The following is a 19,746-nucleotide window of genomic DNA, read 5'->3' as shown; positions in this document are numbered from 1 at the left end:
TCGTGAGTTGCGACAAAAGCTTCAAGAAAATGAAATCTTTTAAGCGGGGGCTGTTGACTCTCAATCTCAGGCCTCTATAATGCGCCTCCGCTGTCAGGGAGATGGCGGATCGGAAAGTGAAGGAGGTGCGATAAGCGCCTGATTCACAAGAAGAAAAAAGTCAAAAAGGAGTTGACACCGAGCGCAGGATCATTAAGATGTGCGCTCCTTGCCAAGGCAAGATGTTCTTTAAAATTTTAGGTAATCAATCAAGTAATTCGTGTGGGCACTTGTTGTTGTGAGTTAGCGAGTCTAACAAATATCAGCAAGTGACTGTGAATTCATACATGTGTTCAGTTTACTGGATACACGGTGGATTCCGATTAATTGCTGAGCTAAGTTTGGGTTGTCATTTATGACGACCAACTGATTTAAAACTGAAGAGTTTGATCATGGCTCAGATTGAACGCTGGCGGCAGGCCTAACACATGCAAGTCGAGCGGTAGCACAGAGAGCTTGCTCTTGGGTGACGAGCGGCGGACGGGTGAGTAACGCGTAGAAATCTGCCTGGTAGTTGGGGATAGCCCGGAGAAATCCGGATTAATACCGAATGTGCTCTTAGGAGGAAAGCGGGGGATCTTCGGACCTCGCGCTACCAGATGAGTCTGCGTAGGATTAGCTAGTTGGTGGGGTAAAGGCTCACCAAGGCGACGATCCTTAGCTGGTCTGAGAGGATGATCAGCCACACTGGGACTGAGACACGGCCCAGACTCCTACGGGAGGCAGCAGTGGGGAATATTGGACAATGGGGGCAACCCTGATCCAGCCATGCCGCGTGTGTGAAGAAGGCCTTCGGGTTGTAAAGCACTTTCAGTGGTGAGGAAGGGTGTTGTGTTAATAGCGCAATACATTGACGTTAGCCACAGAAGAAGCACCGGCTAACTCCGTGCCAGCAGCCGCGGTAATACGGAGGGTGCAAGCGTTAATCGGAATTACTGGGCGTAAAGCGCGCGTAGGCGGTTTGTTAAGTGAGATGTGAAAGCCCCGGGCTCAACCTGGGAATTGCATCTTATACTGGCAGGCTAGAGTATGGTAGAGGTGGGTAGAATTCCTGGTGTAGCGGTGAAATGCGTAGAGATCAGGAGGAATACCGGTGGCGAAGGCGGCCCACTGGACCAATACTGACGCTGAGGTGCGAAAGCGTGGGGAGCAAACAGGATTAGATACCCTGGTAGTCCACGCCGTAAACGATGTCAACTAGCCGTTGGGGAGTTTAATCTCTTTAGTGGCGCAGCTAACGCACTAAGTTGACCGCCTGGGGAGTACGGCCGCAAGGTTAAAACTCAAATGAATTGACGGGGGCCCGCACAAGCGGTGGAGCATGTGGTTTAATTCGACGCAACGCGAAGAACCTTACCTACTCTTGAAATCCAGAGAATTTAGCAGAGATGCTTTAGTGCCTTCGGGAACTCTGAGACAGGTGCTGCATGGCTGTCGTCAGCTCGTGTTGTGAAATGTTGGGTTAAGTCCCGTAACGAGCGCAACCCTTATCCTTATTTGCCAGCGGGTCATGCCGGGAACTCTAAGGAGACTGCCGGTGACAAACCGGAGGAAGGCGGGGACGACGTCAAGTCATCATGGCCCTTACGAGTAGGGCTACACACGTGCTACAATGGGGCGTACAGACGGTTGCGAAGCAGCGATGTGAAGCCAACCCGACAAAGCGTCTCGTAGTCCGGATCGCAGTCTGCAACTCGACTGCGTGAAGTCGGAATCGCTAGTAATCGTGAATCAGCATGTCACGGTGAATACGTTCCCGGGCCTTGTACACACCGCCCGTCACACCATGGGAGTTGATTGCACCAGAAGTAGGTAGCTTAACCTTCGGGGGAGCGCTTACCACGGTGTGGTTAATGACTGGGGTGAAGTCGTAACAAGGTAGCCGTAGGGGAACCTGCGGCTGGATCACCTCCTTAAACGACAGACAAGCGCTCGCATCGATGAGTGCTCACACGAATTACTTGATTGAGTGAAGTAGCGAAGCCGTAGGAGGCCAGCCCTCTGGCCGAATTGGTTACTGGCTTAGAAGCGATTTTGGTTGTTGGTCAATAATGACCAGTAGTCTAAATAGTTTATAGGACTATAGCTCAGCTGGTTAGAGCGCACCCCTGATAAGGGTGAGGTCGGTGGTTCAAGTCCACTTAGTCCTACCACTTTTGACCAGTACTGCGTTAAAACATGCGTCGCCTATTGTTAATAGGCTTCCTTATGTTTTGCCTTGTGCTGATCAAAAGACGCGACGTTGTTAAAGCATTGTTGAAGCGCTCGTTGTGTACGCTTGTACACGGCCTCCCGCCTCGTCTAGCTAGCACAAAAAGTCGATACCTCGTTAGAAAACCACGCAATAGACGAAATGGGGCTATAGCTCAGCTGGGAGAGCGCCTGCCTTGCACGCAGGAGGTCAGCGGTTCGATCCCGCTTAGCTCCACCATTTTCTGTCGGTGCGACCGAAGTAGTAGCGCAGCAGCGGTTCGACCGATGTGTCAGACCACCCGTTAGCTCCACCATTTCCTATCGCACAGATCAAAAACTTCACTCAGGAATCAGACCCAAAGGCTTTCGTCGGCAAGTGCAGATGAGAGAGTCCTTGCGCCTGGTTGAATTGATTGCCAGATGTTCTTTAATAATTTGGATATGCGAATAACACATTGCATGAGTTTAATGATTCAAGCGCCGGTGTGTTGATGATAGAGACGCGTAAGCGTCGTCTAGCATCACTTGTTGTATGTTGTTGCAAGCAATTGCGATCAATTGTGTAGGTGCGTGCATACCCTGAGGAGGGTGTGTACAGACTAGAAACCTTAGGGTTATATGGTCAAGCATTTAAGCGTACAGGGTGGATGCCTAGGCAACTGGAGGCGATGAAAGACGTGGTAGCCTGCGAAAAGACTGGGGGAGGTGGCAAACGACCTATGATCCCGGTATGTCTGAATGGGGAAACCCACTGCATTCGTGCAGTATCTCTTAGGAGAGGCGAACGCGGGGAACTGAAACATCTAAGTACCCGTAGGAAAAGAAATCAAACGAGATTCCCAGAGTAGCGGCGAGCGAAATGGGAACAGCCCTTAAGCTCAGTGGACGTTAGTGGAAGGTTCTGGAAAGTACCGCCATAGTGGGTGATAGCCCCGTACACGAAAACCAAACTGAGTGAAAACGAGTAGGTCGGGACACGTGATATCTTGACTGAACATGGGGGGACCATCCTCCAAGGCTAAATACTCCCAGTTGACCGATAGTGAACCAGTACCGTGAGGGAAAGGCGAAAAGAACCCCTGTGAGGGGAGTGAAATAGATCCTGAAACCCTGTACGTACAAGCAGTGGAAGCCTTCTTAGGAGGGTGACTGCGTACCTTTTGTATAATGGGTCAGCGACTTACATTCAGTAGCGAGGTTAACCGAATAGGGGAGCCGTAGAGAAATCGAGTCTTAATAGGGCGATGAGTTGCTGGGTGTAGACCCGAAACCGAGTGATCTATCCATGGGCAGGTTGAAGGTTGAGTAACATCAACTGGAGGACCGAACTCACTCACGTTGAAAAGTTAGGAGATGACCTGTGGATAGGAGTGAAAGGCTAATCAAACTCGGAGATAGCTGGTTCTCCCCGAAAGCTATTTAGGTAGCGCCTCGGACGAATACCACTGGGGGTAGAGCACTGTTTCGGCTAGGGGGTCATCCCGACTTACCAACCCGATGCAAACTCCGAATACCAGTGAGTACTATCCGGGAGACACACGGCGGGTGCTAACGTCCGTCGTGGAAAGGGAAACAACCCAGACCGCCAGCTAAGGTCCCAAAATTCCAGTTAAGTGGGAAACGATGTGGGAAGGCTCAGACAGCTAGGAGGTTGGCTTAGAAGCAGCCACCCTTTAAAGAAAGCGTAATAGCTCACTAGTCGAGTCGGCCTGCGCGGAAGATATAACGGGGCTCAAACTGGATACCGAAGCTGCGGCAGCGTACTTTGTACGCTGGGTAGGGGAGCGTTCTGTAAGCCGTTGAAGGTGTATCGAGAGGTATGCTGGAGGTATCAGAAGTGCGAATGCTGACATGAGTAACGACAAAACGGGTGAAAAACCCGTTCGCCGGAAGACCAAGGGTTCCTGTTCAACGTTAATCGGAGCAGGGTGAGTCGGTCCCTAAGGCGAGGCTGAAGAGCGTAGTCGATGGGAAACAGGTTAATATTCCTGTACCGATGTGTATTGCGATGGGAGGACGGAGAAGGCTAGGCCAGCCTGGCGATGGTTGTCCAGGTTTAAGGGTGTAGGCAGAGATCTTAGGTAAATCCGGGATCTTAATGCTGAGACCTGATGACGGTGACGCTACGGCGTCCGAAGTGGTTGATGCCATGCTTCCAGGAAAAGTCTCTAAGCTTCAGATACACATTGACCGTACCCCAAACCGACACAGGTGGTCAGGTAGAGAATACCAAGGCGCTTGAGAGAACTCGGGTGAAGGAACTAGGCAAAATGGTACCGTAACTTCGGGAGAAGGTACGCCGCATTAGGGTGATGGGACTTGCTCCCTAAGCCTGAAGCGGTCGAAGATACCAGGTGGCTGCGACTGTTTATTAAAAACACAGCACTCTGCAAACTCGAAAGAGGACGTATAGGGTGTGACGCCTGCCCGGTGCCGGAAGGTTAATTGATGGGGTTAGCTTCGGCGAAGCTCTTGATCGAAGCCCCGGTAAACGGCGGCCGTAACTATAACGGTCCTAAGGTAGCGAAATTCCTTGTCGGGTAAGTTCCGACCTGCACGAATGGCGTAACGATGGCCACGCTGTCTCCACCCGAGACTCAGTGAAATTGAACTCGCTGTTAAGATGCAGTGTATCCGCGGCTAGACGGAAAGACCCCGTGAACCTTTACTATAGCTTCACACTGGACTTTGATATGACTTGTGTAGGATAGCTGGGAGACTTTGAAGCGTGAACGCCAGTTTGCGTGGAGTCGACCTTGAAATACCAGCCTGGTCATCTTGAGGTTCTAACTCAGGCGTAACAGCGTCGAGGACAGTGTGTGGTGGGTAGTTTGACTGGGGCGGTCTCCTCCCAAAGAGTAACGGAGGAGCACGAAGGTTGGCTAAGCATGGTCGGAAATCATGCGGTTAGTGTAATGGCACAAGCCAGCTTGACTGCGAGACAGACAAGTCGAGCAGGTACGAAAGTAGGTCATAGTGATCCGGTGGTTCTGTATGGAAGGGCCATCGCTCAACGGATAAAAGGTACTCCGGGGATAACAGGCTGATACCGCCCAAGAGTTCACATCGACGGCGGTGTTTGGCACCTCGATGTCGGCTCATCACATCCTGGGGCTGAAGCCGGTCCCAAGGGTATGGCTGTTCGCCATTTAAAGTGGTACGCGAGCTGGGTTTAGAACGTCGTGAGACAGTTCGGTCCCTATCTGCCGTGGACGTATGAGACTTGAGAAGAGCTGCTCCTAGTACGAGAGGACCGGAGTGGACGAACCTCTGGTGTTCCGGTTGTCACGCCAGTGGCATTGCCGGGTAGCTAAGTTCGGACAGGATAACCGCTGAAAGCATCTAAGCGGGAAGCCCCCTTCAAGATGAGGTCTCACTGGACGCAAGTCCCTAAAGGGCCCTGGAAGACTACCAGGTTGATAGGTTGGGTGTGTAAGCGTTGTAAGGCGTTGAGCTAACCAATACTAATTGCCCGTGAGGCTTGACCATATAACGCCTAAGGCGTTTGGGCCTACACAGTGTTGAGAAACAGATACAAGAAGGTCGGTACGAGGCAGTACCGAAGACCGGTGCTTGAATGATTGAATTCATGCAAAGATCGAGCGATTGAAAGATCGAGTGATCAAAAACGTGTTAATCGCATATTCAGAACGCATGATTGCGGATAAGGATTAATTAAATTAATTAAATTAATTAAAACCTTATCGGTGACGGCAAACGAACAGAGAGCGTGTGGGTAGCGTAACGACGCACCGGCACCACTCGACCAGTTTGCTTGACGATCATAGAGCCTTGGAACCACCTGATCCCATCCCGAACTCAGCAGTGAAACGAGGTATCGCCGATGGTAGTGTGGGGTCTCCCCATGTGAGAGTAGGTCATCGTCAAGCTCTTAAATAGAACCAAAAAACCCGGCCTAGTGCCGGGTTTTTTGGTTTTGGGGTTCCACCCGTAGGGCGGTGTGTTTACACCCGCCATTAATACCACTGCAAACCTCTTATTCTTTGTTCATCCAGGCAGCATGCCAAAGCTCATCTAAACCATCCAACCACTCATGCATCCCTTGCCACGGATGTTCCATGCCGATATCTGGCAATACGGCTTCTAACTGATCCTTCTCTACCGCTGACAACGTCATCATCCTGTCTAACATCACCGCGTCTACCCACGGGTTAGCCAGCCCAGCGTATTCCCAGTCGAGAATCATCCAGCGATCTTTATATAAAAGCAGATTGTCCGCATGCAGGTCATGGTGCGTAAGGCGAAAGGTATCTGTTGGCCATTGCGCTTGTTCTATCAAGCGATCTGCCAACGGTTGCCAGCGCGCCGGTTCCGGCGTACGAGTAAGGTAGCTATGGACGAGCGCCTCGTAGTCGTAAGGCTCGATGTGGCACGGCATCTCCCATAGCGACGATACATGGCCAAGCAGTGCGCTACGGGTCGGCGCAGAAATTAACGTTTTAGGCGTCGGGTGAACACCGTCATAGAAGGGCAGAAGCATACCTGCGTTCGGCACATTGGCAATCAGCCGAGGCGCCCAAGGTTGGCCCGCAATGGCTTCTAATACTTGCAATTCCCGGTCAGGGCGAGAACCCGGAGCGCCCAAAGTCGTTAGGCTTTGACGCCAGAGCAGAGTTTGAGTTGGGGTTTGAATACGCCAATGAGCGTGTCCGGTACCTTTGTCCAGAAAGGAGACCGCTTGAATGTCGCTGACAAGCTCGAAAACTGCTTCATTCAAGGCTACATCGTCATGGTGCATTACCGGTGTCATTGTTATACTTCCGCTCGTCTCATCGGGGTGCTTCGTCGTTACTGACATAGGCTGAGAGTTTACCCGCTGAACCTGATCCAGTTAACTCTGGCGTAGGGAATGGGATTTTGGTCTGCACTCTTTGCTGGCTAATGCCTTCCTCGCCGGTCGCTGTTTTATTCGAACCGGGAGTCTACATGAAATTCCACGCAAAACCTCTGTCCATGCTGCTAGCGTCCGCGGCCTTCGCTCTGCCATCGGTAGCGTCAGAACTGACCGTCTATACCTACAGCTCATTCACCAGCAGCTGGGGTCCAGGCCCACAAATCAAGGCTGCATTTGAAGCGCAATGTGATTGCACTCTGACTTTTGTCAGCAGTGATGACGGTGTCAGCTTGTTGAATCGAGTCCGCCTAGAGGGGGCTAATACCCAAGCCGATGTCATCTTGGGTATTGATGACGCCTTAATAGCTGAAGCGCGCGCGCTGGGCGTCGTTCAGCCACACAGCATTAATTGGGGGGATTATCCTATGGCCGCCGATCTGGCTTGGTCTGATGATACCTTTGTACCCTTCGACTACGGTTATTTTGCCTTTGTTTATGACTCGGAAACCAACTCTAAGCCGGTGACCTCCTTAGACGACTTGTTGCGCAGCAACGTGACAATCGTTTATCAGGATCCGCGCACCAGTACCGTTGGTCAGGGCCTGATGCTTTGGATGAATGCCGTTTATGGCGATGACGTCGGTGACGCCTGGGGTGCTTTGGCTGAGCGAACAGTGACCGTGACTTCCGGATGGTCGGCGGCCTACGGTATGTTCCTAGAGGGAGAGGCGGATTACGTGTTGAGTTACACCACGTCTCCCGCCTACCATGTGGTCGCGGAATCTACAGATCGCTATAAGGCGCTGGCCTTTAGTGAAGGGCATGTTGCGCAGATTGAAGTAGGTGCCATTTCTGCACACACTCAACAACCGGAACTGGCTGAACAGTTTCTGACCTTTTTGCTGAGCAAAGAAGCGCAGGAGATCATTCCGGTGACCAACTGGATGTTGCCGGTGCGTACTGATGTAGATTTGCCTGAGGTTTTCTCTGAGTTGGCCCAGCCAGAGCGGATTGGGTTTACCGCCGAAGAAGTCTATAGCAATCGACAAAAGTGGATTCGGGAGTGGCGCAACGCCGTTAGTCAGTGACCCATATTGCGCCAGCCTACACTACCATAGCAAAGTCTAACTCGGTCGAGCGGTTTCGGCCGCGCAACTGGATGCTCTGTGTGCCTGGTGCCTTAGCACTTGGGTTGACTTTGGGTGTGAGTGTACTGGCGTTGCTCGCACTGTTTGGCTGGCGCGATACGGGTGCCGATTGGTCGGTATTGAATGATCAATGGTTTTGGCGTGTTGTACGCTTTTCGTTGTGGCAAGCATTACTGAGTGCCGGGTTGTCTGTAGCCTTCGCGATACCGGTAGCGCGAGCATTCGCATTGGATTCAAGCCTTCCTGGGCGCCAGTGGTTTTTGCGCTGGTGCCTGCTATGCTTTGTGATGCCCAGCTTGGTGCTGATCACCGGCATGGTTGTGCTGTTTGGGCGCTCTGGGCTGCTGACGCCTTGGTTGGGTAGTGCTTGGAACCTGTATGGATTGTCCGGTATTTTGTTGGCCCATGTGTTCTTAAACCTCCCCTTTGCTGTGCGGGTGTTCAGCTTCCAATGGCAAGCAATACCGGACACAGCGTGGAAGGTGGCGGTGCAGTTCAATTTAACGGCTTGGCAGCGATTTAAGCTAGTAGAGTGGCCAGCTCTGCGCGGCGTGTTGCCTGCTACGTTTGGTTTTATCTTCCTGCTCTGTTTTAACAGCTTCGCCGTGGTCTTGGCGCTAGGTGGTGGCCCTCGCGGAACAACCATCGAGGTTGCTATCTATCAAGCCTTGAAATACAACTTCAATCCTTCCGAAGCCCTGATGTTGGCGGCGACTCAATTGATAGTGGCAGGCGGCCTGTTCGCAGTGTTCAGTCGACTAGGGCGTTTAACATGGTTGGCACCAGCATCAAATACTGCCGGTTGGCTACCGGCTTACCGCGGAGTACAAAGGTGGCTAGGTCGTGTCGCCTATATGCTTTGTTGTTGTTTCCTTCTCGCGCCTATTGCAGCGTTGATCCCGGTAGCGCTGCGCGCGCAGTTGAGTGCTTTACCTTGGGTGGACTTGTCGCGGGGCATGGCTTACTCGTTGGCTTTTGCTGGCGGATCCGCCTTGTTGGCCGTGTGTTTGGCATTGGGAATGCTGGCCGTGTGGCGGCATCAAGTGGGTAAATGGCGCCGCCGTCTGGTGGAATCAGCAGCGCTGCATCATCTGGTTATTCCGGGCATGGTGCTGTCGGTTGGGTTGTATATCTTTTTTATGCCGATCATTAATTGGCGGCAATGGGGGTGGGTGGCCATAGTGGTGTTGAATGCCATGATTGCGCTGCCTTTTGTCTTCAGTCAACTGAAACCGGGTATGTTTGACTACGACGCTAACTATCGTCGTTTATCAGCGGACCTGGGGTTGTGCGGTTGGGCACTGTGGGGGCGTGTTGTACTGCCATTCTTGTGGCCGGCTTTGCAACGTGCATTGGCGATCAGCTTCGTCTTGGCCTTAGGCGATTTTGCGGTGTTCGGTATATTTGGTGCAGATCAGTGGCGTACCCTACCATGGCTGATTTATGCCTTGTCGGGCTCTTATCGCTTGGCTGAGGCGGCCTTGGCGTCCCTGTTGTTACTGGCTTTGTCGTTTGTTGCGTTAACCTTTTTAGAAAAACAGAGGCGTTATGCTCGAGAATAATGGCTTAGAAGTTAAAGGCTTGGAGCTACAGCGTGGTCAGCAGCGTTGGCATTACGATTTTGCTGTTAAGCGGGGGGATGCACTGGCATTAATGGGCCCCAGCGGCGTAGGCAAGACGTCACTGCTGGAGTGTCTGAGTGGATTTGTAAGCGCTCAGGCCGGCGAGGTGCTATTGGATGGTACTCTGATCAGCACTCTATCGGCCGAACAGCGGCCAGCCTCCACTCTTTTTCAGCAGCACAACCTATTTGAGCATCTCAGCGTGGCGCAGAACATTCGCCTAGGCTTTCGCCAAGGTCGGCCAGACGCCATCCAGTGGGGGCGGGTCATGGATGCCTGTCGACAGTTAGGGGTCGCAGACTTGTTAACACGTGCTCCAGGGGAGTTGTCGGGTGGTCAGCGTCAGCGTATAGCTCTGATTCGTACCGTGTTGCGTGAGCAGCCGTTGATCCTACTGGATGAGCCCTACAGTGCTTTGGATGAAGAAAGCCGCTTGCGTGCGGGCGAGTGGGTGAGACAGCACATTAAGGCAACTCAGAAGGTTTTGGTGTTTGTAACCCATATGGCAGCGGATGCCGAGCGTTGGGCGGATGATGTGTTGCAATTGCAGAGCCCGGTTACGACGACGTCATAACCGGGCTCCTCGGCCAGCAGCTGGTTAATTAGACGTTAAACCGGAAGTGCATTACGTCGCCGTCTTTAACGATGTATTCCTTACCCTCTAGGCGCATTTTTCCGGCTTCTTTTGCACCTTGTTCGCCTTTGTACTGGATGAAGTCATCATAAGCGATGGTTTCAGCTCGGATAAAGCCTTTCTCGAAATCGGTATGAATAACACCTGCTGCTTGTGGTGCGGTCGCACCAATGCGTACGGTCCAAGCACGGACTTCTTTTACGCCTGCAGTAAAATACGTATGCAGACCAAGTAATTCATAACCGGCACGAATCACCTTGTTCAGCCCTGGTTCGTCCATGCCCATATCGGCGAGAAACTCATCACGTTCATCGTCTTCAAGCTCGGCGATTTCGGCTTCCAGCTTGTTGCAGATGGCGACCACTTGGGCACCTTCTTCTGCGGCAATAGCTTTGACGCGGTCTAACAGAGGGTTATTTTCAAAGCCATCTTCATCGACGTTGGCAATGTACATAGTGGGCTTCAGCGTCAACAAATGAAACTGCGTATTCAGCATTTCGCGCTCCTCGGCGTCGAGCGGGAAAGAGCGCAATGGTTTGGCTTCGTTCAGGTGCGGTAAAACGCGTTGCAGTACTTCCAGTTGGCGGATAGCTTCTTTGTCCTGGCCTTTGGCTTTCTTCTGCAGCTTCATCACCTGTTTTTCAACGCTGTCTAGGTCGGCTAAAGCGAGCTCGGTGTTGATGACTTCGATGTCAGACGCTGGGTCGACCTTATTGGCAACGTGAATGACGTTGTCATTGTCAAAGCAGCGAACCACATGCGCGATGGCGTCTGTTTCACGAATGTTGGCAAGGAATTGGTTACCCAGGCCTTCGCCTTTAGAAGCGCCAGCGACCAAGCCTGCAATGTCTACAAACTCCATCGTCGTAGGAATGATACGTTCTGGCTTAACGATCGCCGCCAGATTATCTTGGCGTGGATCGGGTACAGGCACTACGCCAGTGTTTGGTTCAATGGTACAAAACGGGAAGTTTTCCGCATCGATACCCGCTTTCGTGAGTGCATTGAACAGAGTTGATTTGCCGACATTGGGTAAGCCGACGATGCCACATTTAAAACCCATACTAACCTCTTAAATAGTCAATTACCCAGCTTTGAAGCTGTGTAAGGAATTCATTGCCTTCGCCCATTCGCCCGTGCACACCGTCGGCATTTCGCTGGCAGCAGCGGCAATGGCATCATCGATGTTGTTTTGTTCTGTCGGGGCGGCTTTCGCTAATACGTAGTTGACCACATCGCGCGCATCACCTGGATGACCGATTCCGATGCGTAGCCGGTAAAAATCTTTGTTATTGCCTAGTTGAGCAATGATGTCGCGCAGGCCATTGTGGCCACCATGACCACCGCCTTTCTTTAAACGTGCTACGCCTGCAGGCAGGTCCAGCTCATCATGCGCGACCAGTATTTGCTCTGGCTGCAGTTTATAGAAGTTCGCCAGAGCTGCCACTGCTTGACCGCTGCGATTCATAAATGTCATCGGCTTCAGAAGCCATAGTGGCTGCTCGCCCAACGTAACTTGGCACAGCTCTCCGGCGTATTTCTTATCCGCTTTCCACTGGCCGCGCCAAAGACTGGCGAGTCGGTCGACAAAATCGAAGCCGGCATTGTGGCGAGTGCGGTCGTATTGCGCACCCGGATTACCCAAGCCGACAATCAGGCTGATGCGATCACTGTGGCTCATTCAGGTCTCTCTTTTTTCCTAGTCTGCCATAAAAAAAGGGGCTCAGAAGCCCCTTTTTCAAGTGAAGCACGATTAGGCTTCAGCTTCCTCGTCACTTTCTTCAGCGGCAGAGCCACCTTTAGCGCCCAAGACACTCACTACAGGTGCGTCGTGTTCAGGGCCTTTAGCCAACTCGACTAAAGTTACGCCTTTAGGAACAGTAATGTCTGACAGGTGAACTACACCACCGACTTCCAACTTGGAAACATCGATTTCGATGAACTCAGGCAGGTCAGACGCTTTACAGGTGATTTCTACATCGTTCACACTGTGCAGCAACAAGCCGCCGGCTTTAACGCCTACGCACTTGTCTTCATTGATGAAGTGCAAAGGTACGCGCTTGTGAACCTTGGTTGTCTTAGTCACACGCTCGAAGTCCATGTGCATAACGTCGCCACGCGCAGGGTGACGTTGCATGTCCATCAGAACCACTTGTTGCTCTTTGCCACCGATTTCTAAGGTCAGAACGTGGGAGAAGAAACCTTCGTTCTGTGTGGCCTTAGCGATTGTAGAGGCGCTGAAAGACAAGCTTACAGGCTTCTGTGCTTTGGTACCGCCGTACATGACTGCTGGGATCTTGCCTTCACGACGCAGGCGGCGGCTCGCACCTTTGCCTAAATCTGTGCGCTCTTCAGCAGCCAGGTTGTATACTTGAGACATTTTAATTACTCCGTTTAATAAAAAAAGCCGTGAACATCGCGACCAATGATCACAGCCGTCGCAGCGACAGAATGTCGCTATGGGGCTTATGCCCCGATCAACGCAATGGGCTGGAAGCTACAGAGTATGCGGCTTCCAGCAGTACCACAAAGGGTGCTTTATCTGAACATTGCGCTGATGGATTCTTCGTTGCTTATGCGGCGAATGGCCTCAGCCAGAATACCCGCCATTGAAAGCTGGCGGATGTTACCACATTGTTTTGCCTCAGGCGAGAGCGGAATGCTGTCTGTAACTACCAACTGTAAGTCTGCACTGGCAACGCGTTCAATGGCCGGGCCAGAGAGGACTGGGTGAGTGGCATAAGCCACCACTTCGCGAGCGCCGAACTTCTTCAGAGCAGATGCAGCCATGCACAGAGTGCCCGCCGTGTCGACCATGTCATCCACCAAGATGCAGGTGCGGTCGGTTACGTCGCCAATGATGTTCATAACTTCTGACTGGTTGGCCTTAGGACGACGCTTATCAATGATCGCCAAGTCGGCATTCAACTGCTTCGCTATGGCTCTAGCGCGCACAACACCGCCGATGTCTGGGGAGACGACAACTTTGTTCTCATAATTTTGCTTGACGATGTCGTCGAGCAAAATAGGAGAGCCGTAAATGTTGTCGACTGGAATAGAGAAGAAACCCTGTATTTGGTCGGCGTGCAGGTCAACGGTCAAGACACGATCGGAGCCCACCACCGTCAGCATATCTGCGACTACTTTGGCGCTGATCGGTACGCGGCTGGAACGCGGGCGGCGGTCCTGGCGAGCGTAACCGAAGTAAGGCATAACCGCTGTAATACGGCCAGCGGAGGAACGACGCAAAGCATCTATCAACAATACCAATTCCATGAGGTTTTTGTTGGTGGGGGCACAGGTGGGCTGAATGATAAATACATCGGCACCACGCACGTTCTCATCGATCTCAATAGCGACTTCACCATCGCTGAACTTATCAACCCGAGCGGCGCCGAGGGGAATATCAAGACGTTTTGTTACCTGTTCGGCCAATTCAGGGTTGGCTGTCCCCGTGAAAACCATCATGTTTGACACGCTGCTGTCCTCGAGTGGTTGCGAGTGGTCATTAGACATAAGAAAAGCTCACATTTAACGGGGTTAGGCGTCAATAACAGACGCAACCGGCGAGCGATTGATCCCTTGGGCGACAAATACGGCATAGTCACGCGCCAATTGCTGCGCTGCGTTTTGTGCTTCCGCCTCAGTGTTGAAGGAAATAAAACCACAAGCTCCGGTTCCGGTCAGTCTTGCAGGCCCCAGTTTGTGCATGGTATCCAGCATATTGGCGATCGCTGGATACTGTTCACGAACTGTTGCCTCACAGTCATTTCGGCCTTCCCCTGCCAATGCGGTGCGTATTGTCGTTTTTTGGCTATTTCGTGTCAAACTACGACTGTTAAATATGTCGGCCGTAGAAACATGAATGTCGGGGTGAGCAACAACAAACCAGGCCTCAGGTAGGTCAACCGCCGTTAATTGCTCGCCCACACCTTCAGCCCATGCCGAAGTGCCACGTACGAACACGGGCACATCCGCACCCAACTCGCGGCCCAACTCTGCCAGGGCGTCGATACTTAGGCCGCATTGCCAGAGATGGTTCACAATGAGAAGGGTCGTGGCGGCATTGGAGCTACCACCACCTAAGCCCCCCCCCATGGGAAGCACTTTTTCCAGATGAATTCTGAGCCCAACCGGTGACCTGCGCTTAGGGCGCAGCAATTCTGCGGCGCGCCAGACCAAGTTATCTTCCTGCACCAATCCGGAGTTGTCAGTGAGTTGGACGTCGGAAGTGTTGTCGATTGGGGTGAACACCATGGTGTCGCCGTAGTCGAGCAATTGAAACAGCGTTTGCAGTTCATGGTAGCCGTCGGCACGGCGGCCGGTGATGTGTAACATCAAATTGAGCTTGGCAGGTGAGGTTACCCTAACCGGTGACAGCACCGAATTAGGCACCAGTCACCTCCCAGCTGGATATGATAATTCGGGCGCTGCTGTCTTCGAAGCGGATATTAAAGCGATGTGGTAGTTGAGTGTCCGGGTGGTATGACTCATACAGCACCGTCCAGCCATACTGCTCCAGTTGCTCTAACAGCGCGTCACCGTTCAATTTAATGCCAGCACGCGTCCCCGGCGCTGGAATACCGCGCATCCAATATTGGAGATAATGTAAAGGTAGGTCGAGTGAGGTGGTTTCACTGAGCAATTCATCCAGAGAACGTGCACGAAATACATCGTCAGCGGTGCGCAGTTCGGCCCAGCCAAAGCCGCCACTGATGGATGCACCGCCTTGACCAAGTGGGCCACTGAGACGAATGTTGTAGTCGTTTTCGTGCTGTTGCCAATAGACATTGAAATTGGCTCCTTCGGAACCGGTGCGCGCACCGACGCGGCCTTGCAGGGTCCATGTATCCAGGGCGCGCATCTTGTCACGGTGCTCAAGCCAAGGCGTTAACATGGCGGCTTGATCAACGGGTTCAGCGGGGCGGGTGCTACACGCCGCCACAAATAGAATCAGGGCTAATAGTGTTAAATGCTTAAGGAGCTTCATTTATTTGATCTAATATTCGCTGTAAACGGTCAGTATTGCTGTGTTGAGCCTGCCACTCTGCGGCTACCGACAGCGCCATCTCTGTATCGCCATTGCGCCACAGAGCTTCAACGTAGTGCGCGACAATTTCATCGTCGTCTGCATCCCAACCCTGCATGTCAAGCGCTTGGCGGAGTACCGTGGCTGCTCGCGAGTAGTTGCCTTCGCGAAAATACAGCCAGCCGAGGCTGTCGACAATGGCGGCACTGTTTGGGTTTAACTCGTAGGCGCGCTCGATCAGTGGCCGTGCTTCTTCCAAGCGATCCGTTCTGTCTGCCAGAGTATAACCGAGAGCGTTTAGCGCAGCTGCATTATCCGGGTCCAGCTCAAGAATTTTGCGCAAATCGGTTTCCAGACTATCAAGGCGGTCTATTGGCTCGGCGGATAGGGCGCGCAAATAGAGTAACGTAATGTCTGTTGGCTGCTCGTTTAGGCCCTGCGTATAGGCATCATAGGCCCGCTCGTATTGTCCGACGTCATACCAGAACCGCCCGTGCAGCTCAGCGATTTGATGTTGTATGTTGGCAAAGTGCATTCGATGCTGTTCGAACAAGTCCTGCACATCCACGCTGGGTATCAGGTCTGCAGCAATGAGGCGGAGTTGCCGCTGGATGGCGCTAGGTGCCCAGTCCGGATCACCGACTTGTAGGTAGTATTCAAAGGCAGTGTTGTATTCAGCGTCATCTTCAGACAATCGACCCAGATAGTAGTAGCCGATGGAGGCCAGTTCGGTGTCCAAGAGTTGTTCAAAGTAATCACGCGCCGCACTGTCTTCTTGCACATACGCCAACTCACCACCAAAGCGCAAAAGGCGAGGGTTATTAGGAAGGGCGTCAAGGCCCTCCTTCAAAATCGCCAAGGCACCGGCCTGGTCGTTTTGTGACAGCTGCGCCTGCGCGCGCGACAGATAGAATCGGTCTACCTCTGGGTGGCTACGCGAAGCCGAGGTTAGCAGTATGTCGGCACCACGCCACAGGCTCAGCTCAATCAATGTTTGCCCGTAAGCTTGATAATCTTGCGGTGAGCGAAGTTGGCTGTCGAGGGCTCGCCATAAAATATCAGCGGCTCGTTCGTCGCCGAGCTCTTCGGCAAGAAATCCATTCAACAAGATGAGGTCCGGTGAACGATCGGCTGGAAGCTCTGCGCCCGCGAGTTCGGTACGCAATTGTCGTTGCTGCTCGACTGGCCAAGTGCGCAACAATTCGTAGGGCACATAGAGCGCGTAGTCAGGTTGACGGACCAGCAGCTCACCGAGTGCGTTAACTGCGGTAGTGACTTGGTCTAAGCCGAGGCTCAGTTGCCATAGGCCGTGCCAGGCTTCCAAATGGTTAGGTGTCAGTACTGTCCAGCGTTCATAATAGTAGGCTGCGGCTTCAATCTGGCCCAGCTGAATAGACAGCGGGGCAACGCGCGCCAGAATATCAATGTTGTTTGGATACATTGTGAGGGCGGCGTCGTAGAGCTCCAGTGCCAACTCAGGTTCACTGTTGCGCAGCGCAAGTTCTGCCAGCACGATACGAAAGAACCCCTCTCCGGTGAGTTCATCCGTAGCGAAGGACTCGGTCGGTGGACTCAGCAGTGGCCGAGTATCTGGAGCACGCTCGGGGGATGAGGCACAACCCGCTAGCAACGCTACGCCAACCAATGCAATTAAATTACCTTTAAGATACGACAAGTCGATTCATCCAAAGTGCTGATTTTTAATGTAGAATAGGGTGCCTTCACCGTTTCACCTCATCTGGCCCAGCGTAAACAGGCCAGAACGGCGGGTTGAAACTCAGTAAGGCCCGCACAGTATGGAGTGTAACCCATGCTTTTTTTGGTTGCAGTATAGACTCGCAAAAGATATGCCTTTAGTTGCCCTCGGAATTAATCACAAGACCGCACCCATTGATATACGGGAGAAGGTTGCGTTCGCGCCAGAAACACTGACGGCGGCACATCAATCTCTGCTGGCATCCGGTGGCGTCACCGAGGCTGTGATTGTGTCTACGTGCAATCGTAGTGAGCTTTATTGTGAAGTTGAGAGCGAAGAAGTCGGGCGTCATCTGCGGCATTGGTTGGCGGAATACCATCAGTTGTCGGATGAGGCATTGGCCGCCTGTAGTTACGAGTTTCGTGATCTGGAAGTCGTTACTCACTTATCTCGGGTAGCCTCCGGTTTGGATTCATTGGTGTTGGGCGAACCGCAAATACTCGGACAATTGAAGTCAGCCTACGCGGTAGCCCGTGAGTCGAATACAGTATCCGGTCATCTGAATCGCTTGTTCCAGCACTGTTTTGGAGTGGCAAAGACGGTACGAACGGATACGGCAATCGGGCGTAACCCGGTTTCCGTGGCCTACGCCGCTGTGGACATGAGCACGCATGTGTTCAGTGACCTGGCCGACTGCCATGCCTTGCTGATCGGCGCGGGAGAAACCATCGAGCTGGTTGCGCGCCATTTGCGTGAACGAGGGATTGGCAGTATGACGGTGGCGAACCGCACCTTACAGCGCGCCCAGCAACTCACAGCCGAGTTGGGTGCTAAGGCGATTCTCCTAGGTGAAATACCAGACCATCTGGCGAAGGCCGACATTGTTATTTCTTCTACCGCGAGTCAGCTGCCAATCTTGGGCAAGGGTGCGGTCGAACGCGCGCTGAAACAGCGTCGCCATAAGCCGATGTTCATGGTGGATATCGCCGTACCGCGTGACATTGAACCGGAAGTGGATGAGCTGGATGATGTCTACCTCTATACCGTGGACGATCTGCAGCAGGTGATAGAAGACAACGTGCGTTCGCGTCAGGAGGCAGCTGCCGAAGCGGACGAAATCATTACCCGAGCGGTACAACAGTATGCTGATACCGTCCGAGAGCGCCAAGCCGGCTCTACAATTCGCGCTTTGCGCCAGCGAGTGAGTGCCCAGGCCGATAGCGAACTGGACAAAGCAATGGCGCGCTTGTCCCGTGGTGATAATGCCGCAGAAGTAGTAAAGCAGCTGACGCATAGCCTGACCAACAAGCTGCTGCATCAGCCATCTTTGTTCTTAAAGGAAGCCGGGCGCCTTGGGCGTACGGACCATATACAGCTAGTACAGGAGATGTATTCGTTGGACGGCGACGCAGCCGACACCGATACGAAAATATGAAAGCATCGTTAAAAGCAAAATTGGAACACCTCATTGAGCGTTTCGAAGAACTGTCGGCCTTGCTCTCGGATGCAGGTGTCATCAGTCGACAAGATGAATTTCGCCAATATTCGCGCGAGTACTCGGACTTAGAACCACTGGTACAGACTTTTTCCGAATACCAGAGCGCGCTGGCGGATCAGGCTGAAGCGCGGGTGTTAATTGAAGACAATGACCCAGACATGCGCGAAATGGGCCAGGAAGAACTTAAGTCAGCGGCTGAGCGGTTGAATACGTTGGAAGTGGAGCTGCAAAAGCTGCTGATGCCCAAAGATCCAGATGACGACAAAAACATCTATCTGGAAATCCGTGCAGGTACCGGCGGCGACGAAGCTGCGATTTTTGCGGGCGATCTCTTTCGTATGTACTCCAAGTACGCCGAATCTCAGCGCTGGAAGGTCGAAGTAATCAGCGCCAGTGAAGGCGAGCATGGAGGGTACAAAGAAGTTATTACCCGGGTGGTCGGTAACGGCGTGTACGCGCAGATGAAATTCGAATCCGGCGCACACCGCGTACAGCGTGTGCCTGAAACCGAATCACAAGGGCGCATTCACACCTCCGCTTGTACAGTCGCTGTTATGGCCGAAGCCGACGAAAGTGGCGAAATTGAAATCAACAAAAACGATTTACGCATTGATACCTTCCGTTCATCCGGCGCTGGTGGGCAGCACGTTAACACCACCGACTCCGCGATTCGTATTGTGCACTTACCGACGGGTATTGTCGTGGAATGTCAGGACGAGCGTTCACAGCACAAGAACAAGGCGAAAGCCATGTCATTGCTGGCGACCAAGTTGGAGCAGGCCACCAAAGACGCCGTACACGCGGAACAAGCGTCTCAGCGTAAGTCCTTGGTGGGCAGCGGCGACCGTTCGGAACGTATTCGCACCTACAACTACCCGCAAGGTCGTGTAACGGACCATCGCATCAACTTAACGCTCTACAAGTTGGACGAAATCATGGAAGGCCGTTTGGATGATGTCATTGGGCCTTTGCGCAATGAGCATCAAGCGGAACTTTTGGCCGAAATGAGCCAAAGCTGATGCGCGTCCCAGC

Annotated in this window: 13 protein-coding genes, 2 tRNA genes, 3 rRNA genes and 1 riboswitch; of the genes, 10 read left to right on the top strand and 8 right to left on the bottom strand. The window is 52.7% G+C overall.

The window, feature by feature from the left end; all coding sequences use genetic code 11:
- The first annotated feature begins 413 nt into the window (after nt 1-413).
- The 5 genes from NFC81_RS10420 to rrf all read left to right on the top strand — a co-directional run bounded on the left by NFC81_RS10420 (nt 414) and on the right by rrf (nt 6,122).
- Nucleotides 414-1,955 (top strand): 16S ribosomal RNA (locus tag NFC81_RS10420).
- Nucleotides 1,956-2,115: 160 nt separating this feature from the next.
- Nucleotides 2,116-2,192, top strand: a tRNA-Ile gene (locus NFC81_RS10415).
- 202 nt (nt 2,193-2,394) lie between these two features.
- Nucleotides 2,395-2,470: transfer RNA gene (locus tag NFC81_RS10410), tRNA-Ala, on the top strand.
- Between the two features lie 382 nt (nt 2,471-2,852).
- Nucleotides 2,853-5,721, top strand: a 23S ribosomal RNA gene (locus tag NFC81_RS10405).
- Nucleotides 5,722-6,006: 285 nt separating this feature from the next.
- Nucleotides 6,007-6,122 (top strand): 5S ribosomal RNA (gene rrf / locus NFC81_RS10400).
- Together the 16S, 23S and 5S rRNA genes with 2 tRNA genes alongside form the textbook arrangement of a ribosomal RNA operon.
- A 107-nt stretch (nt 6,123-6,229) precedes the next feature.
- Here the strand turns inward: rrf and NFC81_RS10395 are convergent.
- The gene (locus NFC81_RS10395; protein WP_304994422.1) at nt 6,230-7,003 is read right to left on the bottom strand and encodes a phosphotransferase; all 774 of its coding nucleotides are present in this window, start codon (nt 7,001-7,003) and stop codon (nt 6,230-6,232) included.
- Nucleotides 7,004-7,016: 13 nt separating this feature from the next.
- A riboswitch (TPP riboswitch) is annotated at nt 7,017-7,119 on the top strand.
- A gap of 60 nt (nt 7,120-7,179) precedes the next feature.
- On the opposite strand from NFC81_RS10395, the gene thiB reads away from it, so the two are divergent.
- From thiB to NFC81_RS10380, 3 genes are all read left to right on the top strand, one after another.
- Nucleotides 7,180-8,175, top strand: coding sequence for a thiamine ABC transporter substrate binding subunit (gene thiB, locus NFC81_RS10390; RefSeq protein ID WP_304994421.1), 996 nt, complete (start codon nt 7,180-7,182; stop codon nt 8,173-8,175).
- Nucleotides 8,176-8,255: 80 nt separating this feature from the next.
- A complete protein-coding gene (locus NFC81_RS10385) occupies nt 8,256-9,797 on the top strand; it encodes an ABC transporter permease subunit (RefSeq protein WP_304994420.1) in 1,542 nt (513 codons plus the stop codon).
- Nucleotides 9,784-10,431, top strand: a complete 648-nt coding sequence (locus tag NFC81_RS10380) for an ATP-binding cassette domain-containing protein (RefSeq protein ID WP_304994419.1) — start codon at nt 9,784-9,786, stop codon at nt 10,429-10,431. The genes NFC81_RS10385 and NFC81_RS10380 overlap by 14 nt, the downstream gene beginning before the upstream one ends.
- A gap of 28 nt (nt 10,432-10,459) precedes the next feature.
- On the opposite strand, the gene ychF is transcribed toward NFC81_RS10380, so the two are convergent.
- From ychF to NFC81_RS10345, 7 genes are all read right to left on the bottom strand, one after another.
- Entirely contained in the window at nt 10,460-11,554 is a 1,095-nt protein-coding gene (gene ychF, locus NFC81_RS10375; protein ID WP_304994418.1) for a redox-regulated ATPase YchF, read from the bottom strand.
- A gap of 21 nt (nt 11,555-11,575) precedes the next feature.
- Nucleotides 11,576-12,172 (bottom strand): aminoacyl-tRNA hydrolase, encoded by a 597-nt coding sequence (gene pth / locus NFC81_RS10370; protein WP_304994417.1) that lies wholly within the window; start codon nt 12,170-12,172, stop codon nt 11,576-11,578.
- 72 nt (nt 12,173-12,244) lie between these two features.
- On the bottom strand, nt 12,245-12,871 hold the full coding sequence (locus NFC81_RS10365) for a 50S ribosomal protein L25/general stress protein Ctc (protein WP_304994416.1): 627 nt from the start codon (nt 12,869-12,871) through the stop codon (nt 12,245-12,247).
- A gap of 158 nt (nt 12,872-13,029) precedes the next feature.
- A complete protein-coding gene (locus tag NFC81_RS10360; protein WP_304994415.1) occupies nt 13,030-13,968 on the bottom strand; it encodes a ribose-phosphate pyrophosphokinase in 939 nt (312 codons plus the stop codon).
- 63 nt (nt 13,969-14,031) lie between these two features.
- Nucleotides 14,032-14,886, bottom strand: coding sequence for a 4-(cytidine 5'-diphospho)-2-C-methyl-D-erythritol kinase (ispE, locus tag NFC81_RS10355; protein WP_304994414.1), 855 nt, complete (start codon nt 14,884-14,886; stop codon nt 14,032-14,034).
- Nucleotides 14,879-15,481 carry a lipoprotein insertase outer membrane protein LolB gene (lolB, locus tag NFC81_RS10350; RefSeq protein WP_304994413.1) on the bottom strand — a complete coding sequence of 201 codons (603 nt, stop codon included), beginning with the start codon at nt 15,479-15,481 and terminating at the stop codon, nt 14,879-14,881. Before lolB ends, ispE begins: the two co-directional genes overlap by 8 nt.
- The gene (locus NFC81_RS10345) at nt 15,468-17,195 is read right to left on the bottom strand and encodes a tetratricopeptide repeat protein (protein ID WP_304994412.1); all 1,728 of its coding nucleotides are present in this window, start codon (nt 17,193-17,195) and stop codon (nt 15,468-15,470) included. The genes lolB and NFC81_RS10345 overlap by 14 nt, the downstream gene beginning before the upstream one ends.
- A gap of 172 nt (nt 17,196-17,367) precedes the next feature.
- On the opposite strand from NFC81_RS10345, the gene hemA reads away from it, so the two are divergent.
- Both hemA and prfA read left to right on the top strand, forming a co-directional pair.
- Entirely contained in the window at nt 17,368-18,651 is a 1,284-nt protein-coding gene (gene hemA / locus NFC81_RS10340) for a glutamyl-tRNA reductase (RefSeq protein ID WP_304994411.1), read from the top strand.
- Nucleotides 18,648-19,733: a peptide chain release factor 1 gene (prfA, locus tag NFC81_RS10335; protein ID WP_304994410.1), complete on the top strand. Its 1,086-nt coding sequence runs from the start codon at nt 18,648-18,650 to the stop codon at nt 19,731-19,733. The genes hemA and prfA overlap by 4 nt, the downstream gene beginning before the upstream one ends.
- The last annotated feature ends 13 nt before the right edge of the window (nt 19,734-19,746 follow it).

The sequence above is a fragment of the Salinispirillum sp. LH 10-3-1 genome, assembly GCF_030643825.1.
Lineage (GTDB): Bacteria > Pseudomonadota > Gammaproteobacteria > Pseudomonadales > Natronospirillaceae > Salinispirillum.
Note: the sequence above shows the minus strand (reverse complement) of the source record. Positions and strands in the feature narration are given on the sequence as shown.